We start from the raw sequence: 24,230 nt of genomic DNA, 5'->3' as shown, positions 1-24,230 counted from the left end.
TCGGCTCGACTCATGCACCTGTCCCGCTACAGATCCCTACGACGTGGCCCCGTGAAATTCGCGGGCCTGGCGTTCGCCACGGTCCTCGCGCTGAGCGCCTGCGGAGCGGGCGAGACCGCGGACACGGCCGCCGCAGCGAAACCCAAGATCGACGCGCCGGAGATCAGCGCGAGCCTCTCGCCGATGGATCAGGCTGAGGCGTACGACAAGGCCGTGGGCAAGGCGTCCACCAACTACAAGATCGCGGCCCTCAACACGTGTTCCGACCTGAACGCCTGGTGCCAGGCCATGTCCAAGTACCAGAAGGAAGCGGCGCAGAAGTACGGGATCACCCTTGAGGTGTACGACGCGGCGTTCGACCCGGCCAAGCAGCTTCGGCAGGTGCAGGACGCCATCGCCAAGGGCGGCTACGACGGATTCATCTTCCAGCCGGTCGCCGCGGCCCCCGGCTGCCAGATGATCAAGCTCCTGCTCGACACCGGCCTGCCGGTGCAGCAGGCCAACAGTCCCGTGTGCCAGGACAAGGACTACCACGAAGGCACCACCGGGATGGTGGCCACCAGCACCGAGGCCTACTACGGCAAGTACCTCGAGCACATCTTCGACTCGTGCGACGGCAAGCCGTGCAAGGCGGCTGTCATCGGCGGCGTGGCCGGCCAGGACGGCTGGCGTCGGCTCCAGGCCGCCATCAAGGACACGTCCGCGAAGTACCCCAACGTGGAAATCGTCGTCGAGCAGCCCGCGGACTACGACCCCAACAAGGCACTGCGCATCACGCAGGACGCGCTCACCGCCCACTCCGACGTCTCCGTCATCATCTCGGCGTACGACGAGATGTCCCGGGGAGTGCTACAGGCGCTCGGCGACGCCGGACGCAAAGTCGGTAAGGACGTCAAGCTGTTCAGCATCGGGGGCACCCCGTACGGGCTGTCGCAGGTGAAGGCGGGCAACTTCACCGCGACCGTGCAGTCCGATCCCAAGCCCGAAGGCTGGTTCTCGGTCGTCGAACTGGTCCGCGCCCTGGACACCGGGCAGCAGACGAAGGGCTGGTCCAGCACCGGCGACTGGGACGGGATCAAGGACGGGCCGGGCAGCGAGATCCTGACCGTCGAGAACGTCGACCGTTACACCCCGAGCTACGGATGAGCGGCGCGACCGAATCCGGCGCGACCGCCCTGGAGGTGAGCGGGTGCTCGAAGACCTTCCCTGGGGTCAGGGCGCTCACCGACGTCTCCATCGCGGTCGGCGCCGGAGAGGTACGCGGACTGGTGGGCCAGAACGGCGCCGGCAAGTCGACGCTGATCAAGGTGATCTCCGGGGCCGAGCACGCTGACAGCGGGACCGTTTCGGTCAACGGGCAGCTGCTCGCGCCGGGCGTGGCCGCGCACCGCGATGCCGGCATCGCGGTCATCTACCAAGATCCGGGAGTCGTGCCCGCGCTCTCCGCGTGCGAGAACGTCTTCCTCGGCGACCTTCCGACTCGTGGGCCGTTCGTCGACCGCGGTCACATGCGGGCGCGGTTCGAGGAACTGTGCCGGGAGTTGCAGGTCTCGATCGATCCGTCGGCTCGCGCGGCGAGTCTCTCGCTGGGAGATCGCCAGCTCATCGAGATCATGCGTGCGATTCGATCGGCGTCGACAGTGCTGATCCTCGACGAGCCCACCAGCGCCCTGCCGGAGGAGGAGCGGGTCAGGCTGTTCGAGGTGATCACCAGGCTCAGTGGAGCCGGCGTCGCGGTGGTGTTCATCTCCCACGACCTCGACGATGTGCTCGACATCTGCGACACCGTGACCGTGCTGCGCGATGGCGGCCTGGTGTGCACCAAAGCGGCGTCGAGCATGACGCGGGACGACCTGGTGACCGCGATGACGGGCCAGACGATCGAATCCGCGCCGCGCTCGGTGACCGATCGGTCGATCGGCGCCGAGGTCCTCCAGATCACCGACCTGACGACCAGGTCGGGCGCCGATCAGGTGGATCTTCGAGTGCGCGCCGGTGAGATCGTCGGACTGGCGGGTCTTCTCGGTTCCGGCCGTTCCGAGATCCTGCGCGCCATCGCGGGAGCCGACCGCGTTCAGTCAGGCCGGATCTCGCTCCTGGGCGAACAGGTGGCCTGGCCCAGGTCCGTACGCGAGGCCAAGAGCCTGGGCATCCACCTGGTCGCGGAAGACAGGCGTAGGTTCGGCCTGGTCGGCGGCGAGAGCACCACGATGAACGTGGCACTCGGCGGTTTCGACCGGCGACGCTGGTTCGGACACGTGTCCCGGTCAGCCGAGATGCGAAGCCAGCACGAGGTGCTCCAGCATGTCGGCTACCCCATGGGCAGGGAATCCCAGCCGGTCAGGAACCTCTCGGGAGGCAACCAGCAGAAGGTGCTGCTGGCCCGGCTCCTCGCCCTGCGGCCCAGGGTCGTCCTGCTCGACGAGCCCACCGCGGGCATCGACGTGCAGGCCACCGCCCAGATCCTCGACCTGGTCCGCGGCCTGGCGAGCGAGGGGGCCGCGGTCATCGTCGTGATTTCCGACCTGCAGGAGCTCATCCACGCCTGTGATCGCATCAACGTCGTGCGGAGCGGCCGCATCGTGGGCCAGTTCGCCTCCGACGCCGTCACGGAGTCGGACATCTTGCACTTGGCGTTCGCCCAACCAGCCTGAAAGTGATCCATGACCACCGAAAGACTTGCCCCCACACAACCAACCTCTGGGAAGCGAAGCGCTGTCCGAGCCACGACCTGGCTGCTCGACCACGCGGTGGTCGCGCTCCTTGTGCTCATCGTGCTCGCGCTCGCCGTGCTCAGCCCCTCCTTCTTCACCGGGGCCAACCTGGCCAACCTCACCGGCCAGTGGGCGGCGGTCGGTGTTCTGGCCATCGCCGCGACGTACCTCATCATCGCCGGTGGATTCGACCTGTCGATGGGTGCGACATTCGCCTTCTGCGCCGTGGTCGCGGCCGGAGTCGGCACCCAGTATGGAACGATCCCAGCCTACGGAGCCGCCATCGCCGTGGGCTGTGTCGTAGGGCTGGTGAACGGTCTGATCGTACGGCTCGGCGGGATCAACCCGTTCGTGGCGACCTTGGGCACCAGCTTCATCATCACCGGCATCGGCTTCGCCATAACCAATGCGCAGCCCTTCTACATCTACGACGGTTCGTTCCAGTGGCTGGGCAGCGGGCGACTGTGGACGATCCCCTACTCAGGGGTGCTGCTGCTCGCCCTCCTCGTCATCGCCGGCCTGGTGCTGTCCAAGACGGTGTTCGGAAGATCTCTCTACGCGATCGGCGGCAACGAGGAGGCGTCACGCCTCGCCGGGCTGAGGGTCGACCGGACGCTGATCACCACGTACATGATCTCGGGGCTCGCGGCGGCCGTCGCCGGCATCATCTCCGCCTCCCAGCTCGGTGCGGGTCAGATGACCACCGACATCTCGATCCTCTTCGACGCGCTGACCGTGGTCATCATCGGCGGCACGTCGCTGTCCGGTGGGGTGGGGGCCATCTGGCGTACGGGGATCGGCCTGGCGATCCTGGCCTGCCTCGGCAACGGGTTCACACAGCTGAACCTCTCGTCACACCTGCAGGACATCATCACCGGACTCATCGTTCTGGCCGCGTTGGGCCTGGACCGACTGCTCACGACCTATCGCAAGAGAGGAATGGAGGTGTGACCGTGGAGACCCAGATTCACGGGTACGTCGCGCCTGGATTCGAGCGCGTTCGCACCCAGTTCGAGCGGAACTTCGCGGTGTTGGGCGAGGTGGGGGCCTCGGTGGCGGTTCATCACCGGGGATCGCTGGTGGTCGACCTGTGGGCGGGGAGCGCGGGCGACGGGCGGGACTGGGAGGAGCGGACCATGGCGCCGGTCTTCTCCGTGTCGAAGGGGATCGCCGCCATCGTTCTCACGTACCTGGCGTCCCGGGGTGACCTACGGATCGACGCGCCCATCGCCGAGGTCTGGCCGGAGTTCGCGCAGAACGGGAAGGCGGGCGTCACCCTGCGGCACGTGCTGTCGCATACCGCGGGCCTGCCGTGGTTCGACGGTTCCAGTGAGGTCGTGAGCTTCGACTCCATCGAAGGCTGGGCCTCCCGTGATCACGTGGAGGACTGCATCGCCAGGCAGGCGCCGCTGTGGGAGCCGGGCACCCAGGTGGCCTACCACTCCTTCACCTATGGGTGGATCGCCGACGCCGTCGTACGCCGAGCCACCGGGCGAACGATCGGTGAGGTGCTGGCGCGGGATCTCGCGGGTCCCCTGGATGCAGACTTCGCGATCGGTTATCGCGGGGACCCTGGTCGCGTGGCCGAACTGGTCCCGCCGAAGCAGATCAGCGACACCCGCAAGGCGGACACCGCCGGTGACGCCGCGCGGGCGATGTTCTACGGCCCAGAGGTCAGGCCCATGTGGGAGATCGCGGGCATGCCTTCCTACTGGGCCCTCGGCGGTTGCGCCGCCGGAGGCGTCGGCAACGCGCGGGGCATCGCGCGCCTGTACTCCTTGCTGACCACGAGCCAGGAAGAGGGCGGGCTGATCCCCGAGGCGAGCGTCGCCGAGCACACCAGGGAGCAGTTCTCCGACCGGGACCGCGCCTTCGGCTTCTGGTCCCGTACCGGACTCGGCTTCGGGCTGGCCACCGAGGACGGCATCTCCTACGGTCCGTTCGTCAACGCCGCCGGGTTCAGCGGGATGGGCGGGGCGCTCGGCTTCGCCGATCGGACCCGTGCGGTCACCTTCGGGTACGCGATGAATCAGATCCGGCTGGAGAGCTATGGGAATGTGTCGACCGTGGCCGCCCTGCTCGACGCGCTAGACCAGTGCATTGACTGATCCACGCCCACATTTCCGGCTCAGCGATCTTGTGATCTCCGGCTGAATCGTAGGTGAACCTGCTTCTGGCCCCGAGCGCATCGGACGTGCGATGTGCTCGGGCTGGCGGTGCGGCGGGCGAATGCGATGAGTGCTCTGGAGACACGAGTCCTTCGTGGAAGGACTCAGGGGCGTCGAGACCGGCGACAGGCGGGTTCGGGCCAAGAAGATCAGGAGCATTCTGGACCGAGTTCGGCGGCTCGGCCACGATGAGGGCATGACGAAGAGTGGATCAGCGCAGCCACCGACGGCGGGTGGAGGAGCAGGCTTGCGCCTGAACTGGCCGGCTGTGAGCGCTCTGGCGGCTGTGGCTGCCGCCGTGGTCGCACTGATGGCCTTCCTGGCGCCGCCGGCCACGCCTCCGCAGCCCCAGCCCGACGCGGTGGCCCCCACCCCGGCCACGCAGTCGTCGTCATCAGATCCTGAGACCACCCGGCCCGCACCGCCGACCCCGAGTCCATCGCGTGAGTCCAGCCCGCCCCAGTCACCGATGCCAAGCTCCACGCGGGCGGCTCCGGCTTCCTCCGAACCGCTGTCAGCGGTACGCCCCGGCGGCTGCGACGCGGCGGCGGCGGCGCTGACCGCATACCGTCAGAACGCCGGGACCGTCCGCAGCAGCCAGGCGGCCGCGGCTCAGCAGACGTACCGCGACCTGATGGGCGCGGGCCTCGACGCGCAGGGAGTGGTGGGGGCGAAGATCAGTCGGCTGGCCGCCGAATTCCAGGAACTGAACTTCCGCTTGACCGGCATGACCGGCGGCGATCCCAACCAGGTGATCGCGGACATCAATACGGACGTCACGGAGCTCAACAGGCTGTGCGGATCCCTCTGACCCGACGACACGTCGCAACCGGACTGGCACGCGACGGCTGCGGAGCGGCGAGGGCCACGTGCTGCTGGCCGCAGGCCTTGCCTGGACGGTACGGCCTCTCGGGCCAGATCAGGCCTGGTCGGTCCAGACGAAGCCCTTGTTACGACACAGGCAGAAGGGGTGGCCGATCGGGTCGGTGTAGACCCGCCAGCCGTAGCCGTTGGGGCCGATGAAATCCTGCTGCAGCGTCGCGCCGAGATCGAGGACGCGGCGCTGCTCGGACTCGATCTCGTCCACTTCGAAGTCGAGGTGGAACTGCTTGGGGTGCTCGCTGTCGGGCCACCGCGGAGCGCGGTAGTCGTCCACCCGGATGAAGGCCAACTCGACCTCCCCGAATATGATCCCGGCCCAGTCCTCGTGGCTGCCTTCCTTGATCGGGCGGCCCGTCACCTCAGAGTAGAAGGCCGCCAGCTTCATCGTGTCCGGGCAGTCGATGATGAAATCGGTGAGTCGCAGCATCTCGCGATCTTGTCACAAGATCTCGATGCAGGCCTTGGGCCACGTTCGTGGACGTGCAAGACCGCGGGTCCGGCCGGAGCCGCAGGAGACGAGGAAGCATGCTCGGGTGATCGCATGGACGTGCTCGTGCCGGGCCATGGTGTACGAGCCGTGCCAGTCGGGCGGTATGGCCTTCCTGCGGCGCACGGCGCGCTGCTGGAACGCCATGGTGGCGGAGAACCGGCCGTATCCGGGACGGCCAGGACTCACCGGTCAGTCGACGGGTTGCGAGGCCGCAGTGATCACGTCGTCGAGGACGTCGCGGGAGGTGATGAGGTCGCCGATCATGCGGTCGATGCGGTCACGTTCGGCGGTCAGCTCGGCGACCAGCTTCGCGTCGGCGATCATTGAGGGGCCGCCGTCGGCGTCGCGCATGCACGGCAGCAGCTCTGCGATCTTCCTGCTGTGCAGTCCCGCGGCGAACAGCTCCTGGATGCGAATGACCCGGTCGATCGCGGCGTCCGGGTAGTCGCGCTGGCCGCCCGAGGTACGGTCGGCGGCCAGCAGGCCCTGCTGCTCGTAGTACCGCAGGGACCGCTCGCTCACCCCAGTCCGCCGCGCCAGCTCACCGATGCGCATGTCACCCCTCGCTTGAACTTGACATTAATGTTAGGTCTTACCGTTCCGGCATGGCACAGGACCTGAATCTCTTCGAGTACAACCCCATCACCGAGCGGCCGACGATCACCTGGCCCGGCGGCGCCCGGGTCGCCGTGTACGTCGGGCTCAACGTCGAGCACTTCCTGCTCGGTCGCCCGTCCACGAGCATCTGGCCCGGTACCGCCCATCTGGTGCCCGACGCGCTCAACCACGGCTGGCGTGACTACGGCGCCCGGGTCGGCATCTGGCGCGTCACCGACATCCTGGACCGGCACGGCGTCCGGGCCAGCGTGCTGCTCAACTCCGACGTCGTCCACCACTACCCACAGATCGTCAAGGCCGGGGTCGAACGCGGGTGGGCGTGGCTGGCGCACGGGCGGACCAACTCGATCCTGCACACCGGTATGGACCGCGACGACGAGCGACGCGTTCTCACCGAGATCACCGACACCATCGCCGAGGGCACCGGCCGCCGGCCGAGCGGCTGGATGGGGCCCGGCCTGACCGAGACGTTCCATACCCCAGGGCTGCTGGCCGATCTCGGCTTCCGCTACCTGCTGGACTGGACCAACGACGACCAGCCGTACCCACTACGGGTACCCGGGATGATCAGTGTCCCGTATTCGGTCGAGCTCAACGACCTGATGCTGTTCGGCAACGGCACGACCGGGCCGGAGTTCCTCCAGATCGTCACCGACCAGTACGAGCAGTTGCACGCCGAGTCCGCGCACAGCGGCCGGGTGATGGCGCTGGCTCTGCACCCGTTCTCGATCGGCCAGGCATTCCGTGCGAAGTACCTTGACCGGGCGCTGGCGTATCTGGCGGCGCAGCCGGATGTCTGGCTGACCACCAGCGACGAGATCGCCGAGCACTACCTGCGTACAGCCGACCCGCGCCGGGACTGATCAACGCCACGTTCGCCGATCCCGCCCTGGCCGGGGTCACCTGAGGACGCCGGCCGTCCCGCTGTGGTAGGGCGCCCGGGGCTCGATTCGCACCGACAAGCGCGAGCGGATCTACCAGGGCACCGTCGTGCATCGGCTCGATCTGCAGTTCTGCGCTCCCGACTGGACGAAGCACGCCCCCTCCTGCCCCGTACGGGTAGGCGGCTGGATCTTCGTCAAGCCCAAAGGCAAGAGCAAGCGAACCGTGATGATCCCACCGCCGCTGATCCCCCTGCTCAAGCTGCACCAAGAAGCCCAGCAGTCCGAACGGCAAGCAGCAGGAGAAGCGTGGCAGGACTATGACCTCGTCTGGTGCAACCCGGACGGACGCCCCATCGACGCCGGTCAGGACTGGGACGAATGGAAAGGACTCCTCCGCCTGGCCGAGGTCGACGAGGACGCCCGCGTTCACGACGCGAGGCACACGGCCGCGACGCTGCTCATCGAGCAGGGCGTGGACATCAGCGTCGTTCAGGAAATTCTCGGCCACTCACAACTGACCACGACCAAGCGCTACACCCACATCACGGCGTCACTCTCGAACGACGCGGCAGCCCGAATGGGCCGCGCGCTCTGGGGCTAACTGCAACTGGAAATGCAACCGGGCGGACTTTCTGATCATGAGGATCGGGGAGTCCGCCCAGGTCATTGAGGTAGGGCGCCCGGGGCTCGAACCCGGAACCTACGGATTAAAAGTCCGCAGCTCTGCCAATTGAGCTAACGCCCCCTGCAACAGCAAGGGTACAGAGATTACCGCCCTCCACGCGACGCACTTCCCGCCCCCCTCAGCGGTAAGCGGACAGCCCGGTCAGCGCCTCGCCCAGCACCAGCGTGTGAATCTCCTGGGTGCCCTCGTAGGTCAGCACACTCTCCAGATTGTTCATGTGCCTGATCACAGGGTACTCCAGCGTGATCCCGTTGCCCCCGAGGATCGATCGGGCCTGCCGCGCGATGTCCAGGGCCGCCCGCACGTTGGCCAGCTTGCCGAAGCTGATCTGCCGCGGCTCCAACCGCCCCGAGTCCTTCAGCTGTCCCAGGTGCAACGCGGTCAGCCCGGCCTGGGCCGCTCCGACGTACATCCAGGCCAGCTTCTCCTGCGTGAGCTGGAACGCCCCGATCGGCTTGTCGAACTGCACCCGCGTCTTGGCGTACGACACCGCGGCCTCCAGGCACGCGCGGGCGGCGCCCACAACACCCCAGAGGATCCCGAAACGCGCCTCCGACAGGCACGACAGCGGCCCCTTCAGCCCGGAGACACCGGGCAGCACCGCGGACGCCGGGAGCCGGACGTCGTCGAAGTAGAGGGAGGAAGTGACGGATGCCCTGAGGGACAGCTTCTTGTGGATCTCAGGGGCGGAGAATCCCGGGCTGTCGGTGGGCACGACGAAGCCGCGGATCCCGTCGTCGGTCTGCGCCCACACCACGGCCACGTCGGCGATGGAGCCGTTGGTGATCCACATTTTGGAGCCGTTGAGCACCCAGTCGGAGCCGTCGCGCTTGGCGTGGGTGCGCATGTTGGAGGGGTCGGAGCCGTGGTCGGGCTCGGTGAGGCCGAAGCAGCCGATCGCCTCGCCGGACGCCATCCGGGGCAGCCACTCGTCCTTCTGCTCGTCGGAGCCGTACCGCCAGATGGGGAACATCGCCAGCGAGCCCTGCACCGACACGAACGACCGCAGGCCCGAGTCGGCGGCCTCCAGCTCGCGGCAGGCCACGCCGTACGAGACGGCGTCCGTGCCCGCGCAGCCGTAGCCCTCCAGGTGCATGCCGAGCAGGCCGAGCGCGCCGAGCTCGGGCGCGAGCTCGCGCGCCGGGAAGGTGGCCTCCTCGAACCAGTCGCCCACGTACGGCAGGACGCGGTCGGCGACGAAGGCGCTGACCGTGTCGCGGATCAGCCTCTGGTCACCGCTGAGCCGGTCGTCGAGGCGCAGCAGGTCGTCCATTGCGGGTCCTCTCCTCGAATTAGGGGGCTACCAGGGTTGTACCAGGGGCAATCCTGATGTGCGAACACCGGGTCCAGGGGCAGTCTTGAAGCATGAACGAACAGAACATCAAGCACCTGCGCAGGACCCACAACGGCCGGATCATCGCCGGTGTCTGCTCGGGAATCGGCGACTACGTCGGCATCGACGCCAACCTCATCCGCATCGGACTCGCCATCGCGACGCTGTTCGGCGGCGTCGGGATCGGTGTGTACGCGATCGCCTGGCTGCTCCTGCCCGAGGAGGGCAAGGACACCTCGATCGTCCAGGACCTGATCAGCAAGCAGCAGGCCAAGTCCACCTGGCAGGGCAGCACCGACACGTGGAATGACGAGCAGAAGCCGCAGCAGTGATCAGGCGGGGGCCTGCGCGCCGCCTCGGGCGGCGGTGCCCTCCTCACGGGACTCGGTCCAGATCATGGCGAGCACGGCCGCGCACGTCACTCCCATGACGCCGGCCAGCGCGACCACGGGCTCTGGGCCGAGTCTCTCGGCGGCCAGCCCGCCGGCCAGGATGCCGATGCCCTGCGCGGCCATCAACCCCGCGTGCACGAGACCGAACGCCTGGCCGCGCCGCTCGGCGGGCACCCGCTGAACGAACGCGGCGTTCGCGGCCAACTGGTAGGCCCCGCCGATGCCCGAGACGACCCACGCCACCAGCACCACGGCGAGCGGCGGCCGCATCGCGGTCACGATCAGCGGCAGGCAGCTGAGCATGGCCAGCCAGCCCATCATCCGCAGCCGCCCGGACGGCGACACGAACCTGCTGAACACGAACGCCCCCAGCACCGTCCCCATGGGCATCGCGGCCATCAACAGTCCCGTGATCACCGGAACGGGCAGCGTGCCCGTGTAGAGCTTGGCGGCGTAGGGCGCGGCGAGGCCCTCGGGCAGGATGTAGAAGCCGCACAGCCAGGCGAACAGCACGAGCGTGCGTAGCTTCCGGTCACCGAAGACCAGCCGCGCACCCGCCCTCGTCATCGCCCACATGGACGGCTTGGCCCCGTCTCCTCCGCTCGCGGCCGGCCGCCGTCGCACACCTATGACCAGGATGAGCGCCGACGCCAGGAACGTGGCAGCGTCGAGCGCGAGGGCCCGGTAGGGGCCCATGGTGGCGATCATCGCGCCGCCCGCCGCGAAGCCCAGCATCTGAACGGCCTGGTTCGTCATGTTCTGCAACGCGGAGCCGGCGACGTAGCGGTCGCCTTCCAGGATCTCCGGGAGCAGCGCCGCGCGAGCGGCCGAGAACGGCGCGCTGAGCAGCACCACGAAGAACACCAGCGCGCAGAGCACCGGGAACGGCACGCCGGGCAGCGCCATCACGGCGACGAGCGCGGCGCGGACCAGGTCGCAGACGAGCATGACGCCCCGGCGCGCGAACCGGTCGGCCAGCCCCGCCAGCAGCGGGCCGCCGAGGATGGACGGCAGGTAGGTCAGCGCGTAGACCGACGCGGTCGCGAGCGCCGATCCGGTGCGGTCGTAGACGAGCACGGCCAGCGCCACCTGGGCGAGCTGGTCGCCGAGCAGCGACAGGCTCTGGCCGTACCAGAGTGCGCGAAACTCCCTGATGGCGATGACCTCGCCATAGGTGGCTTGACGTTCCAGATCACGGCGATGCCGCCCGGGCAGCCGTCGCGTCCGCATGGCCCCCATTGGACTCCGCTGTGCCTGACTCAGAGTGTTCGGTATGTCACCTAAGGTGCCTGAACACTTGGCAGGCCGCAACCCAAAGCAGTCAACCCGCTGCAAGCGGTTACCAGCCCAGCTCGTGCAGCCTGTCATCGTCGATGCCGAAGTGGTGACCGACCTCATGGACGACGGTGATCCGCACCTCGTCGACCACATCGGCTTCGGTATCGCAGATCTGGCATATCGGATTGCGGTAGATCTCGATCCGGTCGGGCAGAACTCCCGAGTACCAGTCGCCGCGTTCGGTGAGGGGGACGCCGGTGTACAGACCCAACAGGTGGGGTTCGGGCGGGTCGTCGACCACCGTGACGACGACATTGCTCATCGCGCGGGTCAGCTTTGGCGGGATCGTGTCCAACGCCTCGGCCACGAGCTCCTCGAACTTCTCCCGCGAAACCTCAATCACCTTAACCATTCTGCCCCGCTGGTCAGGTAAGCAAGAAACTGTATGAAGTTCGTCGACAGGTTGACCGCCGTTGTCCAGTCCCGCCTGGCCAGAGCACTGGTCGTGCTCCTCGTCGCCGCCGTCGGCGCGTGGCTGGGCATCTTCCTCAGCGGCACGCTCAGCACCCAGGTGGGCCCCGTCGAGACCGGTATGTCGCTCCGTCCCGCCTGGGACGGCGAGACCGTCGTCGACGCCAGCCCCCTCGGCACGCTCACGTTCAACACCCACGACGCGCCGCTCCGGCTCCGCATCACGCTCGAGAACATCGACCAGGAACGTGCCAAGACCCTCTTCGAGGACCCGCGCCTGGCCGACCGGCTCCCCGAGATCATCGAACGCGACCTGCTCGACGGCACGCGTGCCCTGATCATCCGCTCGCTCCTGTGCGCGGGTGCGGGCGCGCTGATCGCCGTCCTCATGGTGTTCCGGCGCCCACGCGTCGCGCTGCTCGGCCTGGTGGCCGCCTCCGTGGCGCTCGCCGCCACCGGCGCGCTCGCCGCCCTCACCTTCCGCCCGAACTCCCTCGTCGAGCCCCGCTACACCGGCCTGGTCGCCGCCGCGCCGTCCCTGGTCGGCAGCGCCGAGTCGATCGTGACCAAGTTCGAGTCGTACCGCTCCCAGCTCACCAAGCTCGTGACGAACGTCTCCAAGCTGTACGACACGGTCTCCACCCTGCCTGTGTACGACGCCGACCCGCGATCCATCCGGGTCCTGCACGTCTCCGACATCCACATCAACCCGATCGCCTGGAACGTCATCCGGTCCCTAAAGGAACAGTTCGCCGTCGACCTGATCATCGACACGGGCGACATCTCCGACCACGGCACCAAGGCGGAGAACAAGTTCGTCGAGGAGATCAGCCGCCTCGGCGTGCCGTACGTCTTCGTTCGCGGCAACCACGACTCGAAGGTCACCCAGAAGGCGGTCGCCGCCCAGAAGAACGCCATCGTCCTGGACGACAAGACCGAGACTGTGGCCGGCCTCAAGATCTACGGACTCGGTGATCCGCGCTTCACTCCCGACAAGACGACTGCGGTCGACTCGAACCCCGAGGCGCTGGCCCAGTTCGGCCGCTCCCATCTCGGCAGCCTGGACGAACCCGACCTCGTCGCCGTCCACGACTCCCTGATCGGTCGCGGCTTCTCGGGCGCGACCCCCATGGTTCTGGCCGGCCACGCCCACGCCCGTTCCACCAGCGTGCTGCCCAGCGGCACCCGCGTGCTCGTCCAGGGCTCCACCGGCGGCGCCGGCCTGCGGGCCCTCGAACACGCCGAACCCACCCCCGTACAGGCCTCGGTTCTGTACTTCGACAAGGAGACCAAACGCCTCCAGGCCTGGGACGACATCACGCTCGGCGGGCTGGGGGAGCAGTCGGCGTACATCCAGCGTCACGTGGAGGAGAACCCGGGACGTATGATTTCTCCAGAGCCATCGAGCGCCCCGTCGCCAACGGGATCCGTGAGTGGCACGCCAACGCCGGCCGCCGGTCCGCCACTTTGGCATCAGGGGCGATCGTCCCCTATGCTTCAGAGGTCTCCGACGGAAGGCGACCGGGAATCCTAAGCCCCCATCGTCTAGCGGCCTAGGACACCGCCCTTTCAAGGCGGCGGCACGGGTTCGAATCCCGTTGGGGGCACGGCGAAGCGTCTAGCGCCACTAGGAAAACGGTAGGTCGAAGACCTCCGGAAGACTGGTAAGCTAAGCGAGTCGCAAAGCAAGGTCCTGTAGAGCAGTTTGGAGTGCTCGCCACCCTGTCAAGGTGGAGGTCGCGGGTTCAAGTCCCGTCAGGACCGCTTCTGGTCAGGTAGCTCAGTTGGTACGAGCGTCCGCCTGAAAAGCGGAAGGTCGGCGGTTCGACCCCGCCCCTGACCACATCATCTGACCGGCCAAGATGCCCCGAAGCGAAGACCGCTCCGGGGCGTTTTCGCGTCTGCGACAGCAACGTCGCCACCTCCAACGCATGGTCGACCATGGCACGCTGGTGTTCGTGTGGTTACTTCCTTGGCCTGTGGCGAAAGATTCGGACCACGGCACAGTGCTGCCCAGGGCGCTCCGGACGGTTCGTGCCGTCGACACCGCCACGATGATCGAGTTGCTGCATGAGACCTCAGGCTCCGTCAAGCCGCAGGCCATCGAGCTTCTGGCTGCCCATCTTGCTCCAGGTGGAACCCACTACGTGGTCCCTTGGCCACGTACGTCGTGGGATGTGGCCGTAGAAGGCTGTATCTCTGCAGCCATGGTGCTCAGAATGAACGACGGTGCGCTCATCAAGAGCGGTCTCAACAGGTCTGTACCGATGCCGCGTTTCCAGCAGCTTCCCAAGACGCTGTCTCGGTGGGAGGAGTATCGGACGGCTTGGCGCGCCAGGGGCATAAGGCAGGACTTCCATGTGTGGACCCGTGATCACCGGCACGACCACAGTTGCAAGCACCCGCACTGCGTTGTAGAGCGCGAAGGCCACTGCCCCTGCTACACGTTCTCGGAAGACCTGCGGACAGCGCGTGACCGGCCCGCTGGCTTGGAACGTGGTTCGGCGCAGGAGGCCGTCAGGGGCTTGATGGCCAATGCGTTCATAGAGATTCGTGCCGTCAGTCACCTGGCGGAGCTCGCGTTGGCTGATCGGGAGACCGATACGGCACTGAGGCATCTGGAGCACATGCGCATGATCGCCAACGTGTGTCACAACCTGCCGGGAGATTTTCTGCCCAAGAGGCGCAGGGACCGCGAGCGGAAAGCCATCGAGAGCCTCCGGTTCCACTTACGGGAACTCGATCCCGACGATCGTGCTGCCCAGTGGGTCGCGGGGCACCTGAAAAGCCAGGGGTTCGACTACGTTCCTGTTCTCCGAGATCGGACCAAATGGAAGCACGTTCGGTAACGGCGTCACCGAACGTGCTGACCAGCTGTGAAAAGGGCTTGGCTATCCGAGGGCATCTCCCAGCTTGCGCAGGGCGATGCGCTTGTCGTCGAGCGATGCGTGAGCGTAGATCGTCATGGTGACCTCGATGTCGCTGTGGCCGACGATGTCGCGAACGACCTGGGGCGGGACGCCGAGGTTGAGCAGGAGCGTCACACAAGTGTGTCGTAGATCGTGAAACCTCATCTCGCCGAGGCCGGCAGCCTCTCGGATGGCTCCCCAGCTTCGCCGTAGGTTGTCCGGCTCCATGGGGGTTCCGCAGCGCGAGGGGAAGACGAGGCCGTGTTCCGTCCACTCCTCCCAGCGGTTGGAGCGTTCGGCGAACTGCTTCCTTCGGTGCTCCCGCAGGGCCTCCACACAGATGGGCGGCAGCGGGACGGTTCGCTCCGAGTCGGAGGTCTTGGGGCGGACGAACTGGAGACGGCCCGCGACCCTCTGGAGGCTCTGGACCACTTCCAGCTTGCCGGCCTCAAGGTCGACGTCCGCCCAGCGGAGCCCGAGGAGCTCCCCACGGCGCAGGCCGAGGCAGAGCGCCAGGACGTATAGCGCGTAGAGGCGGTGGTCCCGAGCGGCCTTGAGGACGGCACGGGCCTGCGGGACGGTCAGGCCGCGATTGACCTTGTACTTGGGCACCGGGACTTTGACGAGCTTTGCGACGTTACGAGCGATGATCTCCTCTCGTACGGCGCACTCCAGAGCGTTCCGAAGGACAGCATGGATGGACTGGACCATGCGGGTGGACAGGTGGGAGTCGCAGCACTGGCCGCCCTTGAGGGCGCAGCAGGTTGGCCGCCGTCGCTGTCGACGGGCGTGCCGAGCAGGGCCGCGAGGTGTTCGAGTTCGGTGCGCATGTCGGTGTCGTCGGCTCGTGGGATGAAGTGGTGGACGATGACCCGGTCGGGGGTGGGGATGTCGGGGCGTGCCTCCAGGAATCCGGCCAGGGCGTGCAGGCCGACGATGAGGTGAAGACGCGGATGCGCGACGGGCATGGTGTTCCCTCTTTCAGTGGGTTGGTGCGGTGGTCAGGGTGCGCAGTAGCTCTGCGGCGAGCTGGCTGGAGACGCCCAGGCGGGTGCGGAGCTGGTCGCGGTTGATGGGCTTGCCGTGGGCGGTGTGGTATTCGTCGGCGACGCGGCGGGCGTAGTCGACCAGCGCCGGGTCAGGCGCCGGGCCGTCGCCGGGACGGTCGTCGTCCTGGTCGTCTTCGTGGGCGGGGACGAGCGCGGGACGGTCGGCCGGCGGGACGGCTTGGGGACGGTCCGGGACGGTCGGGGACGCCGCCGTCCAGGACGGGGACGTCTGCGAGACGTCCGAGGCCGATTCGGTACGGGTCGCGCTGGCGCTGGCACGGCGTTCCAGCATGGAGACGGCGACGAGGAAGGCGGCGGCTGGGGTGGCGGCGGTGATCCGGCCCCAGGCGGTGGGGTCGGCTTGTTGCAGGTTGGCGGCCAGGGACAGGATGATGCCGCCGGTCAGGACGAGCACGGGCCAGGAGATCGGGCCGCGCCGGACGCGGCCGGTCTTCTTGTCGCGTTGGCGTTCGCGGGCGGCCATGACGCAGGTCAGGTCGATGCATACGGCGATGGCCCAGGCCATCCATCCGTGCTGGCCGTGCTCGGTGGCGGTGTCGCGGATGTGGGTGAACGAGCCCGCTCCGGCGATGAGGGCCAGGACCAGGACGGGGCCGGTGTCCAGCAGCCAGGCGGCGAAGTGGCGCATCAGGAATCTCCCTCCTCTCAGTGACTCGGGTCAGGCGCTCTGTGAGTCGGGCGTCTCGTAGGGCTGGGCGGCCATCACGTCGGTCCAGGCCGGTGCGAGGTCGGCGTAGGTGTGGGCGGCGTGTTCGGCCGCGGCTTCGCTGACGTAGAAGGACCGGGCCCGGTACCACTGGCCGTCCTGGGAGGCGACGATCGCGACGCCGGGCGTCTCGGCGGCAATCGCCCGCGCGGAATCCAGCGCGGCCGGGTCGAGATCGCCGAGCGTCATCGTGGCGGTCTCCGGGTCGTTGACCCGGTGGCAGATCCGCCCCGAGCATTGGGCGCGTAGGGCGGTGACGCCGGGGCCGAGGTCGGAGCCGATCCTTTGGCCGCAGCAGAACAGGTAGATGCCGAACGCCCGCCCGAGCTGGGCGACGCGCAGGAGCGCGGTGGAGGTTTTGGCGATCTCGTCCTTCTCGCTCTTGTCGGCCATCAGGTAGAGCTCGGCCAGCTCGTCGACCAGGACCACGACCGGGACCGGGCGGAGGGTGGGTGGGAGTTGCCAGATGTTGCGGGCGCCGGTCATCCGGCACACGCCCATCCGATCCGTCATCAGGGTGACCAGGTCATCCAGCAGCCCGCCGCACTCGGCCCGCGTGGTGGCCAGCGCCGACAGGCGCGGCGCGTACGGGGTGAACTCCACCCCGCCCTTGAGGTCGAAGCCGACCAGGGCGACCGGTTGCGGGGCCAGGCCGGCGATGAGGGCGTTGGCCAGGTTGGACTTGCCCGACTGAGTTGCTCCAGCGTTCAGCCAGTGCGGCACGGTGCGGAAGTCGACCACCCACGGGCCGCCGGTCTCCAGCCGACCGACGGTGACCTTGAGCAGCTCCGTCGAGGCCGGGAGCTGGCCGACCCTGACCAGCGGGTCGCGGATAGTCGCGGCCAGGCGCACCCGGCCGGGCTTGTCGGAGGTGACGCGCACGGCGTGCACGCCCCAGGAGTGCGCCAGCCGTTCGGCCACGTCGGCGTAGTCGGCCGGGATCTGTCCTTCCAGAGTGTGCAGGGTGACCGCCAGCCGTGCCGGGTGGGCAGGGGAAGCCACATGAACGGCTTCGTATCGACGGCGATGCGCTGCCACTTGCGGCGCACCCGCACGACGCCGGTGGAGGCGACCAGGCCGGGCACGGTGGTGAACCAGAACCGCTGCCGCTTCTTGGTCAGGCCGCAGCCGAGTGCGACCTTGCGCCAGGACGCGCGGACGCTGATCGCGGTCAGCGGGAAGCCGATGGCGAGCCAGAAGGACGGGTGGTGCCAGCGGCGCCAGGCCCAGAGCCCGGCCGCGACAGCGGCCAGGACCCCGAGCAGCCAGACGGGCAGGTCAGACATCGGCGGCCTCCCGCAGCGGCAGGAGCGCGGTGGCGCGGTAGCTGATGCCCCACCGGCCGGCCATCTCCCAGACGTAGCCGAGCAGGCCGACCGCGTTGACCGGGTCTCCGACGGTGATGGGCGGCTCTCCGGTGATGCCGATCTTGACGAGTTCGATCCGGCCGAACTCGTCCTCCACCGAGACGGTCACCTCGTAGGCGGTGTTGCCGTTCTTATCGGTCTTGATCTCACCGGTGTCCCGGTTGAGCACGCGAGGGCGCGGGGCCTTCACGCAGGTGATGGTGAGCTTGCCGGTGTCCACGGGGATGGGGACGGTACGCATGGCGAATTGACCTCTCGTCAGCCTGTTGATCAGGCGTTTCAGGACGAGGGAGGCCGTGCCGTCAGCTCGGAGGCGATAGCATCGAAGCGCCAACTAGGGTGCTTATCGCATCCGGCCTGGGCGGGTCTCCCGCTCAGGCCACTTTCATGTGTGGCCTGTCCTCCTCGCGGGGAGTGGCGTTGCGGTATCCACCCCCGAAAACGCGAAGAGCGTTTGTGCTGGGCTGCAACCATCCGATTACGGAGAGTTCCAGCTACAACACAAACGCTACCTCGCACGGAGAGTAACTGCTAGTACTTTCAGTACTACGACACGTACTTTTTCTACGCGCCAACCCGATCGGCCAGCCCGCGCAGGTCAGACGAGGCCGGATCCTGCATCGCCAGCAGATCCGAGACCAGCTGACGGACCACGCGATGGTTATGGATCTGCTCCGGTGTGATCGCCTCTGCCGTCAGCAGCGCGGCCACGGCCTCATCGACCTGACGGCGCTGAGCGTGCGCACGGGCCAGATCGATGTTCAATCGGGCCCGCCGCTCACCCGACAGCGTCGAGGTGTCCACCGCGGACCCCACCCGCAGCGCATGCCCGGCGTCACCTACCTCCACCGCCACGGCCACCTCATGCAGGGCGACGTTGGCCGGACCGAACTCGGTGTTGTAGTCGTTGCGTCCGTCGCCGAGCCGTCCGGCCATCTCACGGGCCCGCGCCAAGTGTTGGTAAGCCGTGTCGGCTTGGTTGAGCCGGGAGGCGGCCACGGCGCGTTGCAGGGTCAGGCCGCCCCACAGCGACATCGCCTCCGGCTTGCCCTGATCGGTCAGGAACCACAGCGCCTCGGCGGCGGTCCGGGCGGTCTCCTCTGCCTGGTCGAAGTGACGCGCCCCCAGGAAGACGAAACCGAGCCGGAAGGCGCCAGCGGCCATCATCAGCGGGTCGCCCGCGCGTTCGGCCGCACCGATGGCCCGGTCGGCGGCGATCCACGCGGCCTCCGGCTCGCCCAGCTTGGCCAACGCCGCAGAGCACGCCTGATAGGTCACGGCCAGCAGCTCGAACAGCTCCGGCTGCCGCTCGGGCGGGGCTGAGCGGACCGCGTTCTCCAGCATCGGCACCAGCCCGCGTAGCAGGTCGGTCAGCTCGACATAGCGGCTCGCGTGCGCCAGCTCCCACGCGTGGTCGACCCGTGGCTTCAGCTCTGCGGTGGCGGGAACGGGTGTGGCGTGCAACATCGCCTGCAGTGAGTGGGCGCCGGACAGGACCAGGCGCAGCCCGGCCGTGCCGGGAGCCTCTTCGGTGGTTGCGGCGATCACGGGCGCTTCGGCGGCCAGCTCCGACAGCGGCACATCCAGGGTCTCGGCGACCTTCTCCAGCACCGACATGCGGTCGACCTTGCGCACGCCGCGTTCCACCTGGGAGATCCACGCCACCGACCGGTCCACCAGCCGGGCCAGCTCCGTTTGCGACAGGCCGCGCCGTTTGCGTTCTTGGGCGATGCGCCGTCCGAGCGCGCGTTGATACTCGGTGCTCACGGCGTGATGCCTTTCCCGGTTTGCAGGTCGAGCCAGTCGACCTCGACCGAGGCCAGCAGATCTTCGCGCGCTGCCAGGAAGTGCCTGGTGTGCTCGGTCTGCTCGTGGGCGTCGAACGCGGCCCGGTCACGGTAGAGCTCGTAGAAGATCCGCTGGAGCGGCTGACCGTCCACCCGGTGTGAGGCGTAGACGAGGGTTCCCGGTTCGTGCCGGCGGATCGCCTCGATCGTCTCGGTGACGAGCTGGTCGAACGCCGTGGCGCTCGTGTCGTCCTTACAGGTGAACCGGACCATGAGTCCGAACATGCACCCTCCTTGGTCGCCGCCCCTACCTGGATCGCTGCTCTTTACCTGACCAGTACTTATTGTGCGGCGCAAGTACATCGAATCACTTGTACTAGAAGTACAGTACCAGTACTTTAAGTACCGATGGTAGATGTCAGTGCTTTGAGCTGCACGAACGCGAGGTACGCCGACATGATTCCAGCCCCGAACAGCCAGGACAGCCGCAAAGAGATCCACCGCTGGCGCCGCACCTTCCCCGGGACCCGGAACCAGATCCGCCAGGCCCGCCGCTTCGCCGCCAGCTACCTAACCGGACATCACGAAGCCGACACCGTCCAACTGATCGTCTCCGAACTGGCCACCAACGCCCTCCGCCACACCCACAGCGGACAAGCCGGCGGCCACTTCCACCTCACCCTCTACATGGGCAGCCAACTCCTCCTTCTCGCCGTAACCGACGAAGGCGGCCCACTGACCCCGCACATTCAGCACACCGGCACCGACCAGCCCAACGGACGAGGCCTGCACCTCGTCGCCGAGCTGACCACCCGCTGGGGCGTCTACGGCGACCACCACGGCCGCACCGTCTGGGCCCTGCTACCCCTCACGCCGCCGAACCCCGCCGCCGCGTGAACGACTGCCTTTCGCCCCATGTCCCCCCGCCACAACCGGGCTGCACCAAACTCGACTGGCTCCAACCCCGCGGCGATTCACCGTGCCGAGTCATCGCCTGGACCTGCGACTGCCAGAACATCGTCTACGAACTATGCGGCGCAGGCGGCCAGATCTACCTCAAACGCACACGGATCGACGCCTCGGCTACCTTCGAGTCGCACCGGATGTACACACGCGAGGGATGGACCACATGGCACGCCCTCCTCTCCGGACACGCACGATAAGCGCAGGCAGCCCAACAGCCCCTCCGAGATCCAGGCTCGACCAAGATCATTTTCGGGGGCTCACTCCGGATGAGAACTTTCTCTACGGTTTCAAGGCCGCCCGCCTGCGGCGGTCGGCGCGCGTCGGGGCCGCTGGCCGCGCTGCGGCTCTTCGGCCGGTCGCGGCCAGCACCGCCCACGCGCCAACAACTCAGCGAGAGGCGGCAGGGTAACCATCTGCGGCTGGCGCCGCTCTGAGCGGGCACATCGGTATGCGCTTAGCTCAGCGACCCACCCAGGGAAGATGTTCCAGAGCGTCTGGGGCGTCTGGAACGTCCATGGGAGTATCCGCGTAGGGGCCGCCGGATATTTCAACACCCCAATCCTCGCGGGCATCCCGAATTTCCGTAACTAGCTGTCGTCTACGATGGACGGACAGGACTCTTGGTTGGGCCTCAATCCGCTCGCCTAGCGACTCGAAGGGCGATATCGGATCGCGTAAGTCTGACAACCCAAGGCGATCTAGTATATAGGCGAGTTCAAAGCTAATCGGATTTCCCGAAGAAAGAACATGGCATATCTTGAGGAAGATTCTCGCTCGCTGGGTTAAGCGGTAATAGACGGCACCTCCGCGCTGCTGAAGCATTCCCGCGGCCCAGAGGCTTTGAACTCGTGAGCGTGTGGTTGCCGGTTTGGCCCCAAGGCGAGCCGATAGGTCTGAATAGTTTTAACATCCCGCTTCGGGCAAACTCCTCCAGGCAAGCCAGCAAGAATCCGGGGATGCCAATCTCATTCAAGAACATCGAGATATCGCTATGCGTAAGCCGACCGAAGAGAATGTTCATGAGAAGATCGTCGGCAATTTTTTCGACAATCAGGTCATGGATGGCCTCTCGCTGGCCTTCGCTGTCTGCGTCAAAACCGGCGGGGTAAGAGTAGAGGCGCATGAGTTCAACCTTGTTCGCCATTGACGAACGAGCTCGGTGGAGCGTGTCTCTAATTCGTGTTGCATTTCGCGCGGTATCTGAATAAAGATATACCGGTATCTCTGCGTCGTCGGCGAATAGTAGCCAGTTTATGTCCTTCTCGATCCCCTCGGAATGATGGGTAAGGGTTTGCCCTACAAGCGGGCGAGATCGATCCCGCTCGAGAATGCAAGCAAAATCGAATCCGCCTCTATCTGCCTCTGTGTATCCGTAGAGCTCAGACTTTGAAAGCTTTTCAACTGCTTGGATGAAGGTAGAGGTAACAAACTTATGCTCTTCGGACTGAGGCATTGATCCTCCATTATTGACTATCTGAGGGTATCTTAGCCCAGTCCAACGGATTTTTCTTGCGTACTGAAACTCTGTTAGCCGTGCGGTTTCGTGATCGCTCTCCGAGGTTGAGGTGGGTGAAGCCTTTAGACAGTCATGTGTCATGGCTTCCGTACCTTTAACCCCTGCGCCCTTTAAGACTTCAAGTCAGTTCGCATTCAAAGTAAGACCACGATGCATCCAGCAGCGTTGCAGCCATTGCTCTACACGCGCTTCAGTCCCGTCAACTCCCGCATATGGAAGCACGCTTTCGAACGCTGCTGCAAGAGAAGGGTGGTACGCCCGAGTAAGGTAGCTAATCTCGGAACCAAAGGCATATGCGATCTCGTTCAGAGTGCCACCGCGGGCCGTATGCTCTGCAAGTGCATCGCCCTGACTTTGGATTGCGGAAAGTGCAGCGCGTGCGTTGGCCAAGGTAGCGGGCAGTGATGCATGAGAAAATTCCCCAAGACTACGGTTCAAAATCGACAGGCGGCGCCACCCAGCGGTGTCAAGCCAATCCCGGGTGCTCGTTTGACTCCCGCGCGCTTCAATGTTCCCCGCCTTCTCTGGCTTTACACGCCACACCCTAAGTCTAGCCGTCTGCTCAACCACAGTACGCGCCAGAACCAGGGAGCGATCGTCATCTTCGAGCCAGAGCCAGAATGCTGCTCGCAGAGCACTAGAGGCCACCATCAAAGCATCCGATACCGGCCCATCGATCCAGGATGCCAAAATGGCGGCAGTTTCGTTCAACCATATATACGCAAGTTCTCGTTGGGCCAGGTCGTTGGGGGCGAAACGATCACCCAAATGTTGCCTCTCCGCCTCGAATGCTCTGATGGCGGTTGATGCTGCACGACCTCGCCGGGACGCAAATGCCTCCAAACTCCTCGCCGAATAAACCAGCTCCCTGCCCTTTTGCCCCGATGCCAGCTTCTTTACGTCAGATAGATGTGCAGCACCATAGCGCGCTACAGCTTCACCCACTCTGGAGAGCATCTCCAGAGTCAACGGCCAAACGACGGTCGGATTGCCCCCCATCCTCACTTCCGAAGGAAGAGAAAGGGGCATTTCCAGAAGTGGGTGATAAGAGCTGGCTGCAGATCCCAAGTTCCGCGTAAGACTCACTACACCAAGGAGAACTTGACGCAGGGAAAGCTCGGTCGCTGTAAGCGAGTGCAAGAATATATCCTTGCTTGCTCCGATTCGTCGAGGATCGGCAAGGTCAACGCTTTCCCACCGCGCAGATGCAAGCAATGGTCCGCGACCATGCAGAAGTTCAGACAGTGAGGTCCAGACGGTACCCGCCGGCAACTTCGGGCCCTCTGGCATCCATATCCTCGTGTAGTGTTCGGACGTAGAAACTCCATCTTCCTGCTCAATATCATTGGAGGAAATGCGGTTGTAGCTCCAACGCTCAAGTTGCGTCCGCGCGACGGCCGCCGCTCCAAGCGGGTTGCATGCCAGGAGCATGCGCGAAACCTGACACGCGCTATCTAATCCCCACCGTAGTTGCCCAGGCCAGCCACCTGCCGGATCTGAAGGTGGTTCGGTGAAGCGAACTCCCATCCGCCACAAGAAGGCGTCGAGCGGATATATGACGTGAAGCGATTCTGCAATCGGCTCACTCAATGGCGTAATGTTGTGGTGAACGTTGCTCCACCGTTGGTTGTGTCGTGATATTAGAGCTTCAACTATTCCTGCATGGCCCCGCGTTTCGGCCGCTCGCGTATAACCCGCCGGCGTAGGTGGTACTTGCTTGCCACGGCTCTCTGCCTGCGCAGCCTTCACTCTCTCCCGGTACTCGGGATCAGTACGGCGACGAAGCTTCTCTCTGCTCTTCCTGCCCACAGTCGCCAGTTTGCCTTGATGCAGCTCGGGCGTGCGACCCATTTCCGACCATTGCGCACGCATGTCGAGCGCACTTCCGGGAAGGGCTCTCTCGCTACGGAGCAGGGGCTGAGCGCAGCAACGTCGCCACTGTACCAACACCGACCTCTTGCGACCTCTGCCCAACCACGCAACCTCCACTTCGA

The 24,230-nt window shown here is 66.2% G+C and carries 24 protein-coding genes and 4 tRNA genes; 14 read left to right on the top strand and 14 right to left on the bottom strand.

The genetic code is table 11. From position 1 onward, the window contains the following. Nucleotides 1-51 precede the first annotated feature (51 nt). The 5 genes from IEY82_RS00625 (at nucleotide 52) to IEY82_RS00605 (ending at nucleotide 5,693) form a co-directional block, all read left to right on the top strand. Nucleotides 52-1,146 (top strand): sugar ABC transporter substrate-binding protein, encoded by a 1,095-nt coding sequence (locus tag IEY82_RS00625; RefSeq protein WP_189121949.1) that lies wholly within the window; start codon nucleotides 52-54, stop codon nucleotides 1,144-1,146. Beyond that, a complete protein-coding gene (locus IEY82_RS00620) occupies nucleotides 1,143-2,654 on the top strand; it encodes a sugar ABC transporter ATP-binding protein (RefSeq protein ID WP_189121948.1) in 1,512 nt (503 codons plus the stop codon). Before IEY82_RS00625 ends, IEY82_RS00620 begins: the two co-directional genes overlap by 4 nt. Before the next feature lie 96 nt (nucleotides 2,655-2,750). Beyond that, nucleotides 2,751-3,665, top strand: a complete 915-nt coding sequence (locus tag IEY82_RS00615) for an ABC transporter permease (protein WP_189121947.1) — start codon at nucleotides 2,751-2,753, stop codon at nucleotides 3,663-3,665. 2 nt (nucleotides 3,666-3,667) lie between these two features. Continuing rightward, complete coding sequence (locus tag IEY82_RS00610) at nucleotides 3,668-4,822, top strand: serine hydrolase domain-containing protein (RefSeq protein WP_189121946.1); 1,155 nt, start codon at nucleotides 3,668-3,670, stop codon at nucleotides 4,820-4,822. Nucleotides 4,823-5,129: 307 nt separating this feature from the next. Next, on the top strand, nucleotides 5,130-5,693 hold the full coding sequence (locus IEY82_RS00605; RefSeq protein WP_189121945.1) for a hypothetical protein: 564 nt from the start codon (nucleotides 5,130-5,132) through the stop codon (nucleotides 5,691-5,693). 108 nt (nucleotides 5,694-5,801) lie between these two features. On the opposite strand, the gene IEY82_RS00600 is transcribed toward IEY82_RS00605, so the two are convergent. Further along, on the bottom strand, nucleotides 5,802-6,191 hold the full coding sequence (locus tag IEY82_RS00600) for a VOC family protein (RefSeq protein WP_189121944.1): 390 nt from the start codon (nucleotides 6,189-6,191) through the stop codon (nucleotides 5,802-5,804). Between the two features lie 252 nt (nucleotides 6,192-6,443). Next, a complete protein-coding gene (locus IEY82_RS00595; protein WP_189121943.1) occupies nucleotides 6,444-6,809 on the bottom strand; it encodes a MerR family transcriptional regulator in 366 nt (121 codons plus the stop codon). Between the two features lie 50 nt (nucleotides 6,810-6,859). On the opposite strand from IEY82_RS00595, the gene IEY82_RS00590 reads away from it, so the two are divergent. After that, nucleotides 6,860-7,735: a polysaccharide deacetylase family protein gene (locus tag IEY82_RS00590; RefSeq protein ID WP_189121942.1), complete on the top strand. Its 876-nt coding sequence runs from the start codon at nucleotides 6,860-6,862 to the stop codon at nucleotides 7,733-7,735. A gap of 127 nt (nucleotides 7,736-7,862) precedes the next feature. Beyond that, complete coding sequence (locus IEY82_RS00585) at nucleotides 7,863-8,357, top strand: tyrosine-type recombinase/integrase (RefSeq protein WP_189121941.1); 495 nt, start codon at nucleotides 7,863-7,865, stop codon at nucleotides 8,355-8,357. Between the two features lie 71 nt (nucleotides 8,358-8,428). Here the strand turns inward: IEY82_RS00585 and IEY82_RS00580 are convergent. Both IEY82_RS00580 and IEY82_RS00575 read right to left on the bottom strand, forming a co-directional pair. Continuing rightward, a tRNA-Lys gene (locus IEY82_RS00580) sits at nucleotides 8,429-8,501 on the bottom strand. A gap of 58 nt (nucleotides 8,502-8,559) precedes the next feature. After that, nucleotides 8,560-9,714: an acyl-CoA dehydrogenase family protein gene (locus tag IEY82_RS00575; protein ID WP_189121940.1), complete on the bottom strand. Its 1,155-nt coding sequence runs from the start codon at nucleotides 9,712-9,714 to the stop codon at nucleotides 8,560-8,562. Between the two features lie 92 nt (nucleotides 9,715-9,806). Between IEY82_RS00575 and IEY82_RS00570 the strand changes: the two genes are divergently transcribed. Beyond that, nucleotides 9,807-10,106: a PspC domain-containing protein gene (locus tag IEY82_RS00570; protein ID WP_189121939.1), complete on the top strand. Its 300-nt coding sequence runs from the start codon at nucleotides 9,807-9,809 to the stop codon at nucleotides 10,104-10,106. On the opposite strand, the gene IEY82_RS00565 is transcribed toward IEY82_RS00570, so the two are convergent. Both IEY82_RS00565 and IEY82_RS00560 read right to left on the bottom strand, forming a co-directional pair. Continuing rightward, nucleotides 10,107-11,396, bottom strand: a complete 1,290-nt coding sequence (locus IEY82_RS00565; RefSeq protein WP_225261908.1) for an MFS transporter — start codon at nucleotides 11,394-11,396, stop codon at nucleotides 10,107-10,109. A 109-nt stretch (nucleotides 11,397-11,505) separates the two neighbouring features. Then, nucleotides 11,506-11,856, bottom strand: a complete 351-nt coding sequence (locus IEY82_RS00560; RefSeq protein ID WP_189121937.1) for a metallopeptidase family protein — start codon at nucleotides 11,854-11,856, stop codon at nucleotides 11,506-11,508. 33 nt (nucleotides 11,857-11,889) lie between these two features. On the opposite strand from IEY82_RS00560, the gene IEY82_RS00555 reads away from it, so the two are divergent. The 5 genes from IEY82_RS00555 to IEY82_RS00535 all read left to right on the top strand — a co-directional run bounded on the left by IEY82_RS00555 (nucleotide 11,890) and on the right by IEY82_RS00535 (nucleotide 14,764). Then, nucleotides 11,890-13,449 (top strand): metallophosphoesterase family protein, encoded by a 1,560-nt coding sequence (locus IEY82_RS00555; protein ID WP_189121936.1) that lies wholly within the window; start codon nucleotides 11,890-11,892, stop codon nucleotides 13,447-13,449. Beyond that, nucleotides 13,450-13,522 (top strand) — tRNA-Glu (locus IEY82_RS00550). An 82-nt stretch (nucleotides 13,523-13,604) separates the two neighbouring features. Beyond that, nucleotides 13,605-13,679, top strand: a tRNA-Asp gene (locus IEY82_RS00545). A gap of 5 nt (nucleotides 13,680-13,684) precedes the next feature. Continuing rightward, nucleotides 13,685-13,758: transfer RNA gene (locus IEY82_RS00540), tRNA-Phe, on the top strand. Between the two features lie 88 nt (nucleotides 13,759-13,846). Further along, on the top strand, nucleotides 13,847-14,764 hold the full coding sequence (locus IEY82_RS00535) for a hypothetical protein (protein ID WP_189121935.1): 918 nt from the start codon (nucleotides 13,847-13,849) through the stop codon (nucleotides 14,762-14,764). A 42-nt stretch (nucleotides 14,765-14,806) separates the two neighbouring features. Here the strand turns inward: IEY82_RS00535 and IEY82_RS00530 are convergent, their stop codons facing one another. From IEY82_RS00530 to IEY82_RS00505, 6 genes are all read right to left on the bottom strand, one after another. Continuing rightward, the gene (locus tag IEY82_RS00530) at nucleotides 14,807-15,436 is read right to left on the bottom strand and encodes a site-specific integrase (protein ID WP_225261904.1); all 630 of its coding nucleotides are present in this window, start codon (nucleotides 15,434-15,436) and stop codon (nucleotides 14,807-14,809) included. Between the two features lie 369 nt (nucleotides 15,437-15,805). Then, the gene (locus IEY82_RS00525) at nucleotides 15,806-16,522 is read right to left on the bottom strand and encodes a DUF2637 domain-containing protein (protein WP_189121933.1); all 717 of its coding nucleotides are present in this window, start codon (nucleotides 16,520-16,522) and stop codon (nucleotides 15,806-15,808) included. A 30-nt stretch (nucleotides 16,523-16,552) separates the two neighbouring features. Further along, nucleotides 16,553-17,602, bottom strand: coding sequence for an FtsK/SpoIIIE domain-containing protein (locus IEY82_RS00520; RefSeq protein ID WP_308015904.1), 1,050 nt, complete (start codon nucleotides 17,600-17,602; stop codon nucleotides 16,553-16,555). 276 nt (nucleotides 17,603-17,878) lie between these two features. After that, nucleotides 17,879-18,208, bottom strand: coding sequence for an SCO3933 family regulatory protein (locus tag IEY82_RS00515; RefSeq protein WP_225261902.1), 330 nt, complete (start codon nucleotides 18,206-18,208; stop codon nucleotides 17,879-17,881). Nucleotides 18,209-18,531: 323 nt separating this feature from the next. Continuing rightward, complete coding sequence (locus tag IEY82_RS00510; RefSeq protein WP_189121932.1) at nucleotides 18,532-19,734, bottom strand: helix-turn-helix domain-containing protein; 1,203 nt, start codon at nucleotides 19,732-19,734, stop codon at nucleotides 18,532-18,534. Further along, nucleotides 19,731-20,039, bottom strand: a complete 309-nt coding sequence (locus IEY82_RS00505) for a putative quinol monooxygenase (RefSeq protein WP_189121931.1) — start codon at nucleotides 20,037-20,039, stop codon at nucleotides 19,731-19,733. The genes IEY82_RS00510 and IEY82_RS00505 overlap by 4 nt, the downstream gene beginning before the upstream one ends. Before the next feature lie 171 nt (nucleotides 20,040-20,210). On the opposite strand from IEY82_RS00505, the gene IEY82_RS00500 reads away from it, so the two are divergent. Next, nucleotides 20,211-20,651 carry an ATP-binding protein gene (locus tag IEY82_RS00500; RefSeq protein WP_189121930.1) on the top strand — a complete coding sequence of 147 codons (441 nt, stop codon included), beginning with the start codon at nucleotides 20,211-20,213 and terminating at the stop codon, nucleotides 20,649-20,651. 790 nt (nucleotides 20,652-21,441) lie between these two features. On the opposite strand, the gene IEY82_RS00495 is transcribed toward IEY82_RS00500, so the two are convergent. Continuing rightward, a complete protein-coding gene (locus tag IEY82_RS00495; protein ID WP_189121929.1) occupies nucleotides 21,442-22,173 on the bottom strand; it encodes a hypothetical protein in 732 nt (243 codons plus the stop codon). 186 nt (nucleotides 22,174-22,359) lie between these two features. Beyond that, the gene (locus tag IEY82_RS00490; RefSeq protein ID WP_189121928.1) at nucleotides 22,360-24,108 is read right to left on the bottom strand and encodes a hypothetical protein; all 1,749 of its coding nucleotides are present in this window, start codon (nucleotides 24,106-24,108) and stop codon (nucleotides 22,360-22,362) included. Nucleotides 24,109-24,230: the final 122 nt, after the last annotated feature.

Origin of the sequence: Nonomuraea cavernae, from assembly GCF_014646355.1 — a bacterium.
Taxonomy (GTDB): domain Bacteria; phylum Actinomycetota; class Actinomycetes; order Streptosporangiales; family Streptosporangiaceae; genus Nonomuraea; species Nonomuraea cavernae.
This window is presented reverse-complemented; position numbering and strand designations above follow the sequence as displayed.